Below are 13259 nucleotides of genomic sequence, written 5' to 3'. Positions count from 1 at the left end.
CTCTCGAGCCTGTTTCATCGCCACCCAGGGATTCTGTGACTACGTTCCTTGACCCATTGATCGCGTTCGTTTCGGCCCATGCCTGGCTTGCCTATCTGACGCTGTTTCTGGCCGCCCTGCTGGAAGCCGTCCCGGTGGTCGGCTCGCTGGTGCCGGGCTCGACCATCATCCTGGCGCTGAGCGCGCTGGTCCCGGGCGGCGAATTGAAGCTCGTGCCGGTGCTCGCCGCCGCGGCCGCCGGCGCGATGCTCGGCGACGGCACGGCCTATCTGATCGGCTACCGCAGCCAGCGCGAGATCCTGTCGGCCTGGCCGCTCTCCAACTATCCGCGCGTGGTCGCGCAAAGCGAGGCCTTCTTCAACCGCTGGGGCGTGCTCGCGGTGTTCTTCGCCCGCTTCGTGCCGCCGATTCGCGCCTTCGTGCCGATCACCGCCGGCGCGCTCGACATGCCGCCACAGCGCTTCTACGCCGTCAACATTCCCGCGATCCTGCTCTGGGCGCCGGCCCATGTATTGCCCGGCGTGCTCGCGGTCACCGCGCTGCACGACTATGCCGGCCTGCCGCATCATCAGCATGTCGGCAAGCATCTGTGGATGTTCGCGGTCGCGGGCGGCGCGATCATCCTGACGCTGGCGATCTGGACCATCCGCCGGCGGCACGGCGGCGGCCTCATCGAACCGTCCAAGCCGGCAGAATAAGCGCTAAATGCTATTGGTCATGCCGGCGCGCCCCGGTGCCGGACCGACATAACGCGCGCGCGGCCTGATCAGCTTGCCGAGCTGCAGCTGCTCGCTGGCATGCGCGATCCAGCCGACGCTGCGGGCCATCGCAAACAGCGCGAGCTCGCTGCCGGCGGGCATCCGCAGCGCATGCACCAGCACCGCCAGCGCGTAATCGATGTTGACGAACTCGCCGGTTGCCTCCGCGATTCTATCAGGCACTTCCCGGGTGAATTTGCGCGGCGCGCCGGCCCGCGTCAGGGCCTCAAGCAGGGAGATCGCGCGCGGATCGCCCTTCTTGTAGACCCCGTGCCCGAAGCCGGGGAAACGCTCGCCGAGCGCAACCCGCTCGCGGACCACGGGCGCAACGTCGTTGTCGATCATGGTCTTGACGAGGCGCGAGGCGAGCACGCCGGCGCCGCCATGCATCGGCCCCTTCAGCGCGACGAGCCCCGCAATCACGGCGTCGTACAGATTGAGGCCGGTCGACGCCGCGCAGCGCGCGGTGAAAGTGGAGGCATTCAATTCGTGATCGGCGAGCAGCACCAGCGCGCGGCGAACAAGGTCGGGCGCGTGCTTGTTGTCCGGCGTCCAGACCCGCGCCACCTGCTCATGCAGCGGCTCGGCCGACGGCGCAGCGTTCAGCATGGTCGCGACCAGCAGCCGCAAGATTCGCCCGCCGACCATCGCGCGGCCATCGGGCGCGCGGGTGAAGGCGCCGGGATCGGCATTCGCCGCCAGCGCCAGCACCGCGACCGTCCGGTCGATCGGCTGGGACCGCCGCGCAGCCTCGGCGATCGCCCGCATTTCATCCGAGACATGCGGGCAATTGTCCGATGCGAACGGATCGACGCCAGTGACGTCCCACAGCAGCGTCGCGGTATGCTCCAGCGTGTCGCGCTCGGCGAGATCGACGCAGTTCACGCCGCGATAGATCGGGCCCTGCTCGGTGATGGTGGCGATCGCCGAATCCATCACCGGCAGGTCGGCATCGAAATTGCGAAACCCGCGCGGCTCCGGCGACGGCACGCGGCGCTCCTTCAAGCCCCGGATGTCCTCGGCGCGGTAGCGGTGGCTGCGCGAGTCCGGTGACGGCTCGGAGCGGATCAGGCCGCGGCTGACATAGGCGTAGAGGGTCGCCGGCGAGATCGCGAGCTCGGCGGCGGCCTCGCGGGCGGAGAGGTACAGCTCGGCGGATTTTTTCATATTGATTTATATAATCAAGATTGATCAACTCGTCGAGAGGCCCGACCTTGAAAGGCGTGAAACAAGGAGATCGGGCCATGAACATGATTCTCACCAAGAGCCAGATCGGTCTGGACGGCGTCCCCGCGGCCGAGACCGTGTTGAGCCATGTCGACGGCGAGCGCGGCGAACTCATCATCGCCGGCGAACACGTCGCCAACCTCGCAGGCAAGTCGAGCTTCGAGGGCGTGACGGCGCGGCTGTGGAACGGTGCCACCGGCAAGTCGCTGAGCGAGGCCAATGTCCGCGCCAGCCTCGGCGCGGCCCGCGAACGCGCCTTCGCGCGCCTGCCGGACCTGCTACCGGCGACGCGCGGCATGTCTGTTGTCGACGGCTTCCGCGCCGCGATCGCCGGCCTGCGCGGCGAGAACGGGCTGGAGCATGAGGCGACCATCGTCGGCGCCTTCCCGGTGATCGCGGGTGCGCTGGTGCAGCAAGCCAAGGGGCATGCGCCGATCGCACCCGATCCGAATGCCAGCCACGCCGCCGACACACTGCATATGCTACTGGGCCGCAGGGCCGCGCCGCGCGAGGTCACAGCCCTCGACGCCTATCTCGTCACGGTGTGCGATCACGGCATGAATGCGTCGACCTTCACCACGCGGGTGATCGCCTCGACCCAGGCCGATCTGTTCGCGGCCATCACCGGCGGCTATTGCGCGCTGACCGGGCCGCTGCACGGCGGCGCGCCGGAGCCGGTGCTCGAGATGCTCGATGCCATCGGCACCCGCGAGCGCATCAAGCCCTGGGTCGACGGTGCGCTGGCGCACGGCGAGCGGCTGATGGGCTTCGGCCACCGGGTCTATCGCGTGCGCGACCCGCGCGCCGACGTGCTCAAGGTCGCGATCGAGCGTCTCGAGGCCAACGGCGCCGACCTGCCGTTCGCCGCCGAGGTCGAAACCTATATCCGCGAGGCGCTGCGCAAGAAGAATCCGGAGCGGCCGCTGGAGACCAATGTCGAGTTCTTCACCGCGATCCTGCTCGATGCGCTGGAGATCCCGCGGCAGGCCTTCACGCCGGTCTTCGCCGTGGCCCGCGCCGCCGGCTGGACCGCGCACGCGCTGGAGCAGCGCCGCACCGGCCGGCTGATCCGGCCGAGCTCTTCGTATGTCGGGGCAGTGCCGAAGGACTGAAAGCGTAATCCGGGCTACGAGATCTTCTCCTTCCCCCTGAAAGGGGGAAGGTCGGGATGGGGGTCAGCCACGAACGACACCGCATGCGGGGAGACCAGATCCCCACCCGCTTTGCTCCGGCGAGCAAAGCGACCTCCCCTTTTCAAGGGGAAGTGGAGGCCACGCGCACGGACGGCCTACGCCTCGCGCACCACGGTCTTCAGATAATTATACGCCTTGATGATCTCGATCAGGCGATCCTCGGTGGAGCGGTCGCCGCCATTGGCGTCGGGGTGGTGCTGCTTCACCAGCGCCTTGTACTTCGACTTGACGTCTTCGAGCGTCGCGCCGGCGCCGAGGCCCATCACCAGCAGCGCCTTGCGCTCGGCATTCATGACCTTGCGCGTCTCGGGCTTGGGCTCCGCGCCACCCGGTCCGGGCCGCCAGCGGCCGCGGCCGTTGAGCTCGGAGAACACGTGGAATGGATCGGAGGCGGCGTCGAGACCGCTCTCCTTCTTGCCGTTGTTGGCGCCCATCTTCCAGGTCGGACGGTGACCGGTCAGCGCATCCTTCTGGTAGCGCGCGACATCGTCGGGATTCATGCCCTGGAAGAAATTGTAGGACTGGTTGTACTCACGGACGTGATCGAGACAGAAGTGCCAATACTCGCGCGAGTTCTCACGCCCCTTCGGGGCGCGGTGCGCGCCCTTGTTCTGGCAACCCGCCCACTCGCAGGTCACGGCCTGCTCGCCGGCCTGCGCCTGGCGCTTCGCACTCACCTTGGTCGGCTTGATGCGAATGGAGTCGAAGAATTTTGATGAATCGATCGGCATGTTCTCTTTGACTACGCAATGCACAAATCTTCAAGTCTTGACATTGCGCAGACCTCGTTTCCCGCTTGCACCATTGACGAAAAGCCGTCGCGGACCTAACTCCGCCGCCATGAGCACCAAGGACGTTATCATAAACAAGTTGCGTGAAGCTTTCTTGCCCGAAAGCCTCGACGTGGTCGATGAGTCACATCTGCATGAGGGCCACGCCGGTCACAGGCCAGGCGGCGAGACGCATTTCAGGCTATATATTGTGTCTCCGGCCTTCGAAGGGAAGAGCCGGATCGAACGTCACCGCATGATAAATGCGACGCTGGCGCAGGAACTCGCCGGCTCGGTGCATGCGCTGGCGATCCACGCCCACGGCCCCGGGGAAAAGCCGCGCTAGCGCGCGCTTGGCTCAAGACGAAGCAGCGGTTTTCCGTTATGAGGATAGAGCCATCCGGCGACGGACCTGCTCCCGGTGTGAGCAGGTGAATGATGGATCGTATCGCCACGCTTGATATGGGGCCATTGATGATCCCTTGCTGGCCACGTTTCCGGTCGATTGTCGCCGCCGCCGGCCTGCTCCTGATCTGCGCAATGCGTCCGGCCTCGGCGCTGGATATGCCGAGCCCGTTCGTCCAGGAGGTGCTGATCAAGAGTATCCTGGTCTCGCTCAACGACGCGGTGGCCGCGAACAATTTCACCGCGTTCCACGCCAAGATCTCAAAGCCGTTCCGCGACCAGTTTTCGCCGGACAAGCTGAAGACCATCTTCAAGGATCTGGTCGACAAGCACGCCGTGTTCGACGCCGTCGTGGCCAAGCCGATCGTGCTCGATGAGGACGCCAAGATCGACGACAAGGGCGTGCTGCGGCTGAAGGGCCATTTCGACACCGCACCCAAGCAGGTGAAGTATCAGCTCGGCTTCATCCCCTCCGACGGCGCGTGGAAGCTGTCGGGCATCTCGATCGATATCGAGTAGCGAGGCACATCCACAAGACCCGTCATCCTGCGGAGCGCGTAGCGCGTCTCCTCCAGCGACAAGGCGAAGCCTTTGCGCCGGGGTGACGGTGCAGGCAGCTCGCCTACGCGAACTTAGAACGCCGTCCCCGCCCGCTTCGGCTTCTCGAGCTCGGTGGCCTCGCGCGGGACCGCGACGATGCGCAGCGCGGTGATGCGGTTGCGCTCGCGGCGAAGCACGCGGAAGCGGAAGCCATGGAAGGTGAAGCTCTGGCCGCGCTCCGGGATCGAGCGTGCCTCGTGGATCACGAGACCGGCAACCGTGGTCGCCTCCTCGTCCGGCAGGCGCCAATCCATCGCGCGGTTGAGATCGCGGATCGGCACCGAGCCGTCGACCACGACCGAGCCGTCCGGCTGGGCACGCACGCCGGCGACGACGACATCATGCTCGTCGGAGATGTCGCCGACGATCTCCTCCAGGATGTCCTCCAGCGTCACCATGCCTTCGACCTCGCCATACTCGTCGACGACCAGGGCGAAGTGGGTCTTGCGGCGGCGGAACGCCTTCAGCTGTTCGGAGACCGGACGCATCTCCGGCACGAACCAGGGCGGCAGCGCGATCGCGGAGGCATCGATCGCGGACATGTCGCCTTCATTGGCGCGCATCGCGCGCAGCAGATCCTTGGCGTGGAGCACGCCGACGATGTTCTCCGGCTTCTCGCGCCACAGCGGGATGCGGGTGTATTCGCTCGCCAGCACCTCGCGCACCAGCTCCTCGGGCGGCAGATCCGCATTGACCGTGGTCATCTCGGTGCGATGGACCATCACGTCGGAGACCTGCAGCTCGCTGAGGTCGAGCAACCCGCCGAGCATGTCGCGATCCTGCTTTTCGACCTTGCCTTCGTGATGCAACAGATCGACCGCGCCGCGCAGGCGTTCGGTCGGCGACAGGATGGCCTGGTGCGCGCCGATCTTGATGCCAAGCAGCCGCATCAGGGCGCGGACGATCCCTTCGATGATGGTGAGAAGCGGGCCGAGCACGAACACCGTCAACCGCATCGGCCGGGCCACCAGCAGCGACACCCGGTCCGGCGCATTGATGGCGACGGTCTTGGGCAGCACTTCCGCGAAGATCACCACCAGCACCGTCATCACACCGGTGGCATAAAGCACGCCGACATCGCCGAACCAGGCGGTGAAGATCCCGGTGGCGAGCGCGGAGGCGCCGATATTGGCGATATTGTTGCCGAGCAGCAGCGCGCCGATCATCCGCTCGCGCATCGCCATCAGGCTCGAGACCACCGTGGCTTCGCTGTTGCCCTGCTTGGACAACCGCAGCATGCTGGCGCGCGAGGCGCCGGTCAGCGCCGTCTCACTCGCCGAGAAGAAGGCGGAGACGAGCAGACAGAGCAGCACGATCGCGAAGGTGAACCATCCCACTGGCTTGATCCGTGGCTAGAGCTTGATCCGGAAAAGTGTGTAGCGGTTTTCCGAGAAGATCATGCTCAAATCTAAGCCTTCAGCTTGGCTTGCAGGAAGTCGCGCACCGGCTGTGGCTCGACATTGTTGGCAATCACGGCGCGGCCGACCGCCTCGAGCAGGATGAAGGTAAGCTTGCCGCGCTTGACCTTCTTGTCCTGCGCCATCAGCGCCAACAGAGCATCGGCATCGGCAAGCCCTTCCTGGGTGAAGCCCGCGATATCCTGCAACCGCGTCGGCAATCCTACCGCGGCAAGATGACGCGCGATGCGCCCCGCATCGTCGGATGAAATCATGCCGAGCTTTGCCGAGAATTCCGCCGCCAGCACCATGCCCACCGAAACGCCCTCGCCGTGGAACAGGCGATCCGAGAAGCCGGTCGCGGCCTCCAGCGCATGGCCGAAGGTGTGGCCGAGATTGAGCAGCGCGCGCTCGCCGGTCTCGCGCTCGTCGCGGGAAACAACACCGGCCTTGGCGCGGCAGGAAGTCGCGATCGCGTGCTCGCGCCCGGCGCCGCCCGAGAAAATGTCGGCGTGGTTCTTTTCGAGCCAGCCGAAGAACGCCTCGTCACCGAGGATGCCGTATTTCGCCACCTCGGCGTAGCCGGCGCGGAACTGGCGCGGCGACAGCGTGTCGAGCACTGAGGTGTCGGCGATGACAAGCACTGGCTGGTGGAACGCGCCGATCAGGTTCTTGCCCTGCGGCGAGTTGATGCCGGTCTTGCCGCCGACCGAGGAATCGACCTGCGCGAGCAGGGAGGTCGGCACCTGCACGAAATCGACGCCGCGGCGCAGGATCGCGGCCGCGAATCCGGCGAGATCGCCGACCACGCCGCCGCCGAGCGCGATCACCAGATCGTTGCGCTCGATCTTCGCCGCGATCAGCGCCTCGCTGACCTCCGTCAGCGTGGCGTAGCTCTTCGAGCCCTCGCCCTCCTCGACGACGATCCGCGATGTCGGCACGCCTGCGGCCGCCAGCGACGCCTCGGCCGGCTCCAGCCAGTGCCTGGCAACGGTGCGGTCGGTGACGATGGCAGTGCGCACGCCGGGCCGCAGCGCTGCGACGCGTTCGCCCAGCGAGGCCAGCACGTCGCGGCCGATGACGATGTCATAGGCGCGGTCGCCGAGCGCGACGTCGACAGTAACGGAGGCGGAGTGTTTCAAGGGCGCAGTCATGGGGTCGCGTTCAATCCATCAGGTGGTGGCTCGCCGGCCGGACGCACGCCGCACAGATGCGCATGCAGGGCCTCGAGGCATTCGTCGACGATGCGGTCGTGCGGCACGTCGCGCGAGGCGATCGTCAGATCGGCGTTCTGGTAGACCGGTTCGCGCTCGCTGAGCAGCCGGTTGACGGTCGCCTCGGGATCGGCGGTCTGCAGCAGCGGGCGGTCGGCACGGCGGCGGACCCGGCGCATGATGATATCGCTGTCGGCCTTGAGCCAGATCGAAATCGCCTTGTCGCTGATCCGCTTGCGGGTCTCCTCGCGCATGAAGGCGCCGCCGCCGGTCGCCAGCACGACCGGGCCGTTGTCGAGGATGCGGGCGATCACCCGCGCCTCGCCGTCGCGAAAATACGGCTCGCCATGGGCCTCGAAGATCTCCGGGATCGTCATGTCCGCCGCCGTCTCGATCTCGGTGTCGGCGTCGGTGAACGGCAGCTTGAGCCGCGCCGCCATCCGCCGGCCGATGGTCGACTTGCCGGCGCCCATCATACCGACCAGCACGATCGACCGCGGCCCCAGCGCGGCCGTGATTTCGGCCTCCAGGGTCGGGTGGGTGGGCGCCGGGACGGCTGCGTCGGACATCAAAAAACTCGGATATTGGGACGATTTGTTCAGAATTCGAGCAACCTATACTACCCGCGGCGATACCGTTACCAGCGACTCTTGCAACCGCGCGGGGAACATGTTGGATGATTTCATTGGTTAATTCGCCGCCCGAGTCGCCTCCATGCCCAGTCTGTTCCGCTTCCTGACGGTCGTCGCCGTGATTTTCGGGATCGGCTACGGCATCGTCTTCGCGCTGGCGAACTTCGTGCACCCGAAGCCGCGGGAAATGAGCGTGACCATCCCGCCGGATAAGTTCCTCAAGAAATAGGCGTTATGAGTCTTGGCATGACCGCTGCTGCCAAGAAGACCCGTGCAAAATCCTCCGACGCCAAGCTGACCGCGTTGTTCCTCGACATGCTCGCCGCGGAACAGGGCGCAGGCCGCAATACGCTCGACGCCTACCGGCGCGACCTCACCGATTTCTCCGGCTATCTCGCCCATGCCGGCGCCGATTTCACCAGCGCCGATACCGATGCGCTGCGCGGCTATCTGGCGGACCTCGATACGCGCGGCTTCAAGTCGACCAGCGTGGCGCGGCGGCTGTCGGCAATGCGGCATCTCTACCGTTTCCTGCTCAACGAGCGGGTCCGCAGCGACGATCCGGCCGCAATCCTGTCCGGCCCGAAGCGCGGCCGCGGCCTGCCCAAGGTGCTGTCGATCGCCGATGTCGACCGCATGCTGACCCGCGCCAGGGAGCTGACCCAGACCGACGTCTCGCCGGCGCAGCGGCTGCGTGCGCTGCGGCTGTACTGCCTGCTCGAGGTGCTCTACGCCACCGGCCTGCGCGTCTCCGAGCTGGTGTCGCTGCCGGTCTCCGCGGCGCGGCGCGACGCGCGGATGATCGTGGTGAGCGGCAAGGGCAACAAGGAGCGGCTGGTGCCGCTCAACGATGCCTCGCGCCAGGCAATGGCGGACTATCTCGCCGCGCTGGAAGTGATGCAGCCGAAGGCGAAGAAGGCAGCAGCATCGAAATGGCTGTTTCCGTCCTCCGGCGAGAGCGGCCATTTGACCCGGCAACACTTCGCTCGCGACCTGAAGGAGCTCGCGGCCGCCTCCGGCCTCGCGCCGCGGCTGGTGTCGCCGCACGTGCTGCGCCACGCCTTCGCGAGCCACCTGCTGCACAACGGCGCGGACCTGCGCATCGTGCAGACCCTGCTCGGCCATACCGATATCTCCACCACCCAGATCTACACCCATGTGGTCGAGGAGCGGCTGAAGAGCCTGGTCCGCGACCTGCATCCGCTGGCCGAAAAATCGTAGCGGCGATCCCGTAGCCCGGATGGAGCGCAAGCGAAATCCGGGAAAGGTATTTCCGCCGATACAGCTTCCCGGATTGCGCTTCGCTCCATCCGGGCTACGAGCAATCCGCCTTGACTTCCGCTTCGTCTCCGCAGAAAGAGCGTGGCCTGCCTGCGATCCCGAAGCGTGCATTCCGCCCGAACGCGCGTTAACCAATTGAAGTTACAACGCTTCTCCTTTCACCGCCGAATCCGCTTCGCCCCTCGCATTGTTCCTCCCTATATTGAGTTGATGCCCGACCCGATGCGCAGCTATCTCGACTTCGAAAAACCCGTCGCCGAGCTTGAATCCAAGATCGACGAGTTGCGTGCGCTTGCCGCGAGCGGCAGCGACATCGGCGACGAAGTCGCGCGGATCGAGGACAAGGCGGCGCAGGCGCTGACCGACCTCTATGCCAACCTGACGCCGTGGCAGAAGACGCTGGTGGCGCGGCATCCGCAGCGGCCGCACTTCACCGATTTCATCGGCGGCCTGATCACCGAATTCACCCCGATGGCCGGCGACCGCAAATTCGCCGACGACGAGGCCCTGATCGGCGGCTTCGGCCGTTTCCGCGGCGAGAGCATCTGCGTGGTCGGCCAGGAGAAGGGGGCCACCACCGACAGCCGCATCAAGCACAATTTCGGCATGGCGCGTCCCGAGGGCTACCGCAAGGCGGTGCGCCTGATGGAGATGGCAGACCGCTTCGGCATCCCGGTGCTGTCGATCGTCGATTCCGCCGGCGCCTATCCCGGCATCGGCGCCGAGGAGCGCGGCCAGGCCGAGGCGATCGCGCGCTCGATCGACGCCTGCCTGTCGCTCGGCGTGCCCAATGTCGCGATCGTCACCGGCGAAGGCATGTCGGGCGGCGCAATCGCCATCACCACGGCCAACCGCGTGCTGATGATGGAGCACGCGATCTACAGCGTGATCTCGCCGGAGGCGGCGTCCTCGATCCTGTGGCGCGACGGCACCAAGGCGCAGGAAGCCGCCAACAGCATGAAGATCACCGCCCAGGACATGCTGCGCTTCGGCGTCATCGACCAGATCCTGAAAGAACCCTCCGGCGGCGCCCATCGCGACCCCGCCGCGATGATCGCGACCACGGGCGACGCCATCGCCCAGGCGTTCAACGACCTACGAAATCTTGATCCGGACGCGATTCGCAAACAGCGGCGCCAGAAGTTCCTGGACATCGGCCGCAAGCTGGGCTGAGGCGCCCAAACCATCGGGTTTTTCGACCAAATCGGCCGATTTTGCCGTAATTGGGCCCCGAGCCGGGTCTTTAACGTTCCTTGAACCATGCCTGCTACCGTGTGGGCTGTCAGCCCCGGTTCAGGTTGCGAGCAGGGGTGGTCGAAGGCTAATATTTTACACAATGGCTTCAGGGCATATTCGCCGTGTTGGGGTCGCGAAAATCGCCCGGTGGGTGTGGAGCTCGGACTTGACTCATCGCACGCTCGTACGCGCGCTTCTGACTTCGGCGGTCCTCGCCGCGGGCGTCATGCTCGCCGGCTGCGACAGCGACCAGATCTCGCTCGCCCAGAACGCCAAGGCCAACCAGCCGGTCCCGCCAAAGCTCGTGGCAGCCATGGCCGAGAAGGACATGGACATGCAGTCGCCGATCCTGGTGCGGCTGTTCAAGCAGGAGGCGGAGCTCGAGGTCTGGAAGCAGACCCGCTCTGGCCAGTTCGCGCTGCTCAAGACCTATCCGATCTGCCGCTGGTCGGGCGATCTCGGTCCGAAGATCCGCGAGGGTGACCGCCAGGCGCCGGAAGGGTTCTACTCGATCAACCCGAGCCAGATGAACCCGCAGTCGGCCTATTACTTGTCGTTCAACACCGGCTATCCCAACGCGTTCGACAAGGCGCTCGGCCGTACCGGCTCGCAACTGATGGTGCATGGCGACTGCTCCTCGCGCGGCTGCTACGCGATGACCGACGAGCAGATCGCGGAAATCTATTCGCTCGGCCGAGAGTCATTCTTCGGCGGCCAGAAAGCGTTCCAGCTGCAGGCCTATCCGTTCCGGATGACGCCGGTGAACATGGCCAAGCACCGCAACAATCCGAACATGCCTTTCTGGAAGATGATCAAGGAAGGCTATGATCATTTCGAGGTGACGAAGCAGGAGCCGAAGGTCGACTTCTGCGAGAAGAAATACGTGTTCGATGCGGTCAAGGCGCCGAACGCGACGCGCGATCCGGTGTTCGACGCCTCCGCGAAGTGCCCGGCCTATGTGATCCCCGAGGAGATCGCGAGCGCCGTGCGCGAGAAGGAGCAGCAGGACGCCGCCGAGACCGCCAAGCTGATCTCCAAGGGTACCCCCGTGGCGCGGCTCAACACCGGCATCGACGGCGGCATGAACGCGATCTTCGCCTCGAAGATTCCGGAAGGCAACACCGGCCTGTCCGAAGGCGGCGACAGCCAGGCATTGCAGTCGATGGCGCTGGCGCGCGCGCCCGGTACGATCCCCGGCACGGTCAATCCGCCGCGGCCGAATCTCGCAGTCCAGCAGGAAGAGCCGGTAGTGGCGACGACGTCGTCGACTGCCCGTGTTGCCTCGGCGAACTCGTCCGACAAATCCGAAGGCTTCTTCTCGAGCTTTGCCCAGAAGGTCGGCATCGGCAGCGCCACTGCCGATGCCAGCAAGGTGACCTCGCCGCCGGCGCCGGTGGCTGCCGCACCGGCCAAGCCAAAGATCGCCGAGGCCAAGCCGCAATCCGTGGTTCGCGTCGCGCCGAAGGCGGAGCCGAAGCAGGCCGCCAAGCCCGCGCCGAAGCCGCAGGTGACCAATACCGCCGCGGCCGCGCCGGCCGCGACATCGTCGACCCAGCTCGCCGGCTCGGCGCCTGTGGTGCAGACCAACTCGTTCGACACCCGCTTCTCCGCGGTGAAGTAACGGCGGAGCGACGCCGCTCGGAAGCGATCAACTTTCCCGCTGGCGCAGCGTCGCCCCTGCGAAGGCCGGGACGACATAGAGTGTGTTGTGCGATCTGTGAGTCAAACTTTCCGCATCCTCGGGGCATGATTTTGCCCGAGCTTTGCTCTGCCACATTCCGCTTGCCAACCGCGCATAGACGATCGTCTGATCGGTACGGGGCACAGCCGGGAGATTGCGATGGATGACCGAACCGTGCGGATGGCGCTTGAGCGCCATTGGGAGGCGTCGGACGCCAGCGATTTCGAGCGCGAGCACGACATCTATCGCGACGATGCGGTGCTTGATTATCCGCAATCGGGCGAACGGATCCGCGGCCGGCGCAACATTCAGCAGAGCCGCATGGTGCAGCCGAACAAGAAGCGCTTCACGATCCAGCGCATCATCGGCGCCGGCGATCTCTGGGTCACCGAGTTCGTGCTGACCTATGACGGCATCCCGTCCTACACGGTGAGCATCATGGAATTCCGCGACGGGCAGGTCGTCCACGAAACGCAGTATTTCGCCGACAGGTTTGAGCCGTCGCCGACGCGCGCTCACCTTGTTGAACACGCCGACGGGACGTCGTCGCGTTGATCGACAACGAGACTTGTACCGCGCCGGCTGGCGACGGTTACATGCCGTGGCTCTCAAAGACCTTCTTGCAGCTTCGGCTCAGGCTGGCGCGTTGCATCTGAAGGCAATTCTGTACGGCGCCGTCATTGCCGAGGTCCTTGCGGCAGAAGCGCTGTGCGTCGCGCGAGCACGCAGACTGTTCCGCCTTGGTACCGGTATGCTGGGCCAGCGCGGCGCCGCTGCTCATCACGGCAGCGGCAAAAGCGGCTGCGATCGAGAAATAACGCATTGGTGAATTCCTCCCGCGGCCCAACGGCAGGAGGAGCGCTTC

Annotated in this window: 15 protein-coding genes; 9 read left to right on the top strand and 6 right to left on the bottom strand. The window is 65.7% G+C overall.

Annotation, left to right across the window (positions count from 1 at the left end; all coding sequences use genetic code 11):
• Positions 1 to 35 precede the first annotated feature (35 nt).
• The gene (locus tag ACVISU_RS23085; protein WP_050405951.1) at positions 36 to 698 is read left to right on the top strand and encodes a DedA family protein; all 663 of its coding nucleotides are present in this window, start codon (positions 36 to 38) and stop codon (positions 696 to 698) included.
• A 3-nt stretch (positions 699 to 701) separates the two neighbouring features.
• On the opposite strand, the gene ACVISU_RS23080 is transcribed toward ACVISU_RS23085, so the two are convergent.
• Positions 702 to 1925, bottom strand: a complete 1224-nt coding sequence (locus ACVISU_RS23080; RefSeq protein WP_456708413.1) for a citrate/2-methylcitrate synthase — start codon at positions 1923 to 1925, stop codon at positions 702 to 704.
• 77 nt (positions 1926 to 2002) lie between these two features.
• Here ACVISU_RS23080 and ACVISU_RS23075 point away from each other — a divergent pair, with 77 nt between their 5' ends.
• Entirely contained in the window at positions 2003 to 3097 is a 1095-nt protein-coding gene (locus ACVISU_RS23075) for a citrate synthase/methylcitrate synthase (RefSeq protein WP_050405949.1), read from the top strand.
• 176 nt (positions 3098 to 3273) lie between these two features.
• Here ACVISU_RS23075 and ACVISU_RS23070 read toward each other — a convergent pair whose 3' ends face one another.
• Positions 3274 to 3909 carry a J domain-containing protein gene (locus tag ACVISU_RS23070; protein ID WP_021082239.1) on the bottom strand — a complete coding sequence of 212 codons (636 nt, stop codon included), beginning with the start codon at positions 3907 to 3909 and terminating at the stop codon, positions 3274 to 3276.
• Between the two features lie 109 nt (positions 3910 to 4018).
• On the opposite strand from ACVISU_RS23070, the gene ACVISU_RS23065 reads away from it, so the two are divergent.
• Together ACVISU_RS23065 and ACVISU_RS23060 are read left to right on the top strand one after the other, a co-directional pair.
• Positions 4019 to 4294 carry a BolA family protein gene (locus ACVISU_RS23065; protein ID WP_456708412.1) on the top strand — a complete coding sequence of 92 codons (276 nt, stop codon included), beginning with the start codon at positions 4019 to 4021 and terminating at the stop codon, positions 4292 to 4294.
• A gap of 89 nt (positions 4295 to 4383) precedes the next feature.
• Positions 4384 to 4872, top strand: coding sequence for a hypothetical protein (locus ACVISU_RS23060; protein ID WP_456708411.1), 489 nt, complete (start codon positions 4384 to 4386; stop codon positions 4870 to 4872).
• A 113-nt stretch (positions 4873 to 4985) separates the two neighbouring features.
• On the opposite strand, the gene ACVISU_RS23055 is transcribed toward ACVISU_RS23060, so the two are convergent.
• From ACVISU_RS23055 to ACVISU_RS23045, 3 genes are all read right to left on the bottom strand, one after another.
• Positions 4986 to 6290, bottom strand: a complete 1305-nt coding sequence (locus ACVISU_RS23055; protein WP_050405947.1) for an HlyC/CorC family transporter — start codon at positions 6288 to 6290, stop codon at positions 4986 to 4988.
• A gap of 71 nt (positions 6291 to 6361) precedes the next feature.
• The gene (gene aroB / locus ACVISU_RS23050) at positions 6362 to 7504 is read right to left on the bottom strand and encodes a 3-dehydroquinate synthase (RefSeq protein ID WP_050405946.1); all 1143 of its coding nucleotides are present in this window, start codon (positions 7502 to 7504) and stop codon (positions 6362 to 6364) included.
• Positions 7501 to 8133 (bottom strand): shikimate kinase, encoded by a 633-nt coding sequence (locus ACVISU_RS23045; RefSeq protein WP_456708410.1) that lies wholly within the window; start codon positions 8131 to 8133, stop codon positions 7501 to 7503. Before ACVISU_RS23045 ends, aroB begins: the two co-directional genes overlap by 4 nt.
• Before the next feature lie 145 nt (positions 8134 to 8278).
• Between ACVISU_RS23045 and ACVISU_RS23040 the strand changes: the two genes are divergently transcribed.
• From ACVISU_RS23040 to ACVISU_RS23020, 5 genes are all read left to right on the top strand, one after another.
• Positions 8279 to 8425 (top strand): hypothetical protein, encoded by a 147-nt coding sequence (locus ACVISU_RS23040; protein ID WP_050405944.1) that lies wholly within the window; start codon positions 8279 to 8281, stop codon positions 8423 to 8425.
• A gap of 17 nt (positions 8426 to 8442) precedes the next feature.
• Complete coding sequence (gene xerD / locus ACVISU_RS23035; RefSeq protein WP_050405943.1) at positions 8443 to 9417, top strand: site-specific tyrosine recombinase XerD; 975 nt, start codon at positions 8443 to 8445, stop codon at positions 9415 to 9417.
• Positions 9418 to 9687: 270 nt separating this feature from the next.
• Positions 9688 to 10650 carry an acetyl-CoA carboxylase carboxyltransferase subunit alpha gene (locus ACVISU_RS23030; protein WP_050404812.1) on the top strand — a complete coding sequence of 321 codons (963 nt, stop codon included), beginning with the start codon at positions 9688 to 9690 and terminating at the stop codon, positions 10648 to 10650.
• Between the two features lie 229 nt (positions 10651 to 10879).
• Entirely contained in the window at positions 10880 to 12334 is a 1455-nt protein-coding gene (locus ACVISU_RS23025) for a L,D-transpeptidase family protein (RefSeq protein WP_456708409.1), read from the top strand.
• A gap of 219 nt (positions 12335 to 12553) precedes the next feature.
• Positions 12554 to 12949, top strand: a complete 396-nt coding sequence (locus tag ACVISU_RS23020; protein WP_050404811.1) for a nuclear transport factor 2 family protein — start codon at positions 12554 to 12556, stop codon at positions 12947 to 12949.
• A 37-nt stretch (positions 12950 to 12986) separates the two neighbouring features.
• Here ACVISU_RS23020 and ACVISU_RS23015 read toward each other — a convergent pair whose 3' ends face one another.
• Entirely contained in the window at positions 12987 to 13217 is a 231-nt protein-coding gene (locus tag ACVISU_RS23015) for a hypothetical protein (RefSeq protein ID WP_456708408.1), read from the bottom strand.
• Positions 13218 to 13259 lie beyond the last annotated feature (42 nt).

Source organism: Bradyrhizobium sp. USDA 4452 (assembly GCF_054063575.1).
The sequence above is the reverse complement of the archived record's forward strand: the minus strand, read 5'-3'. Positions and strand labels throughout refer to the sequence as shown.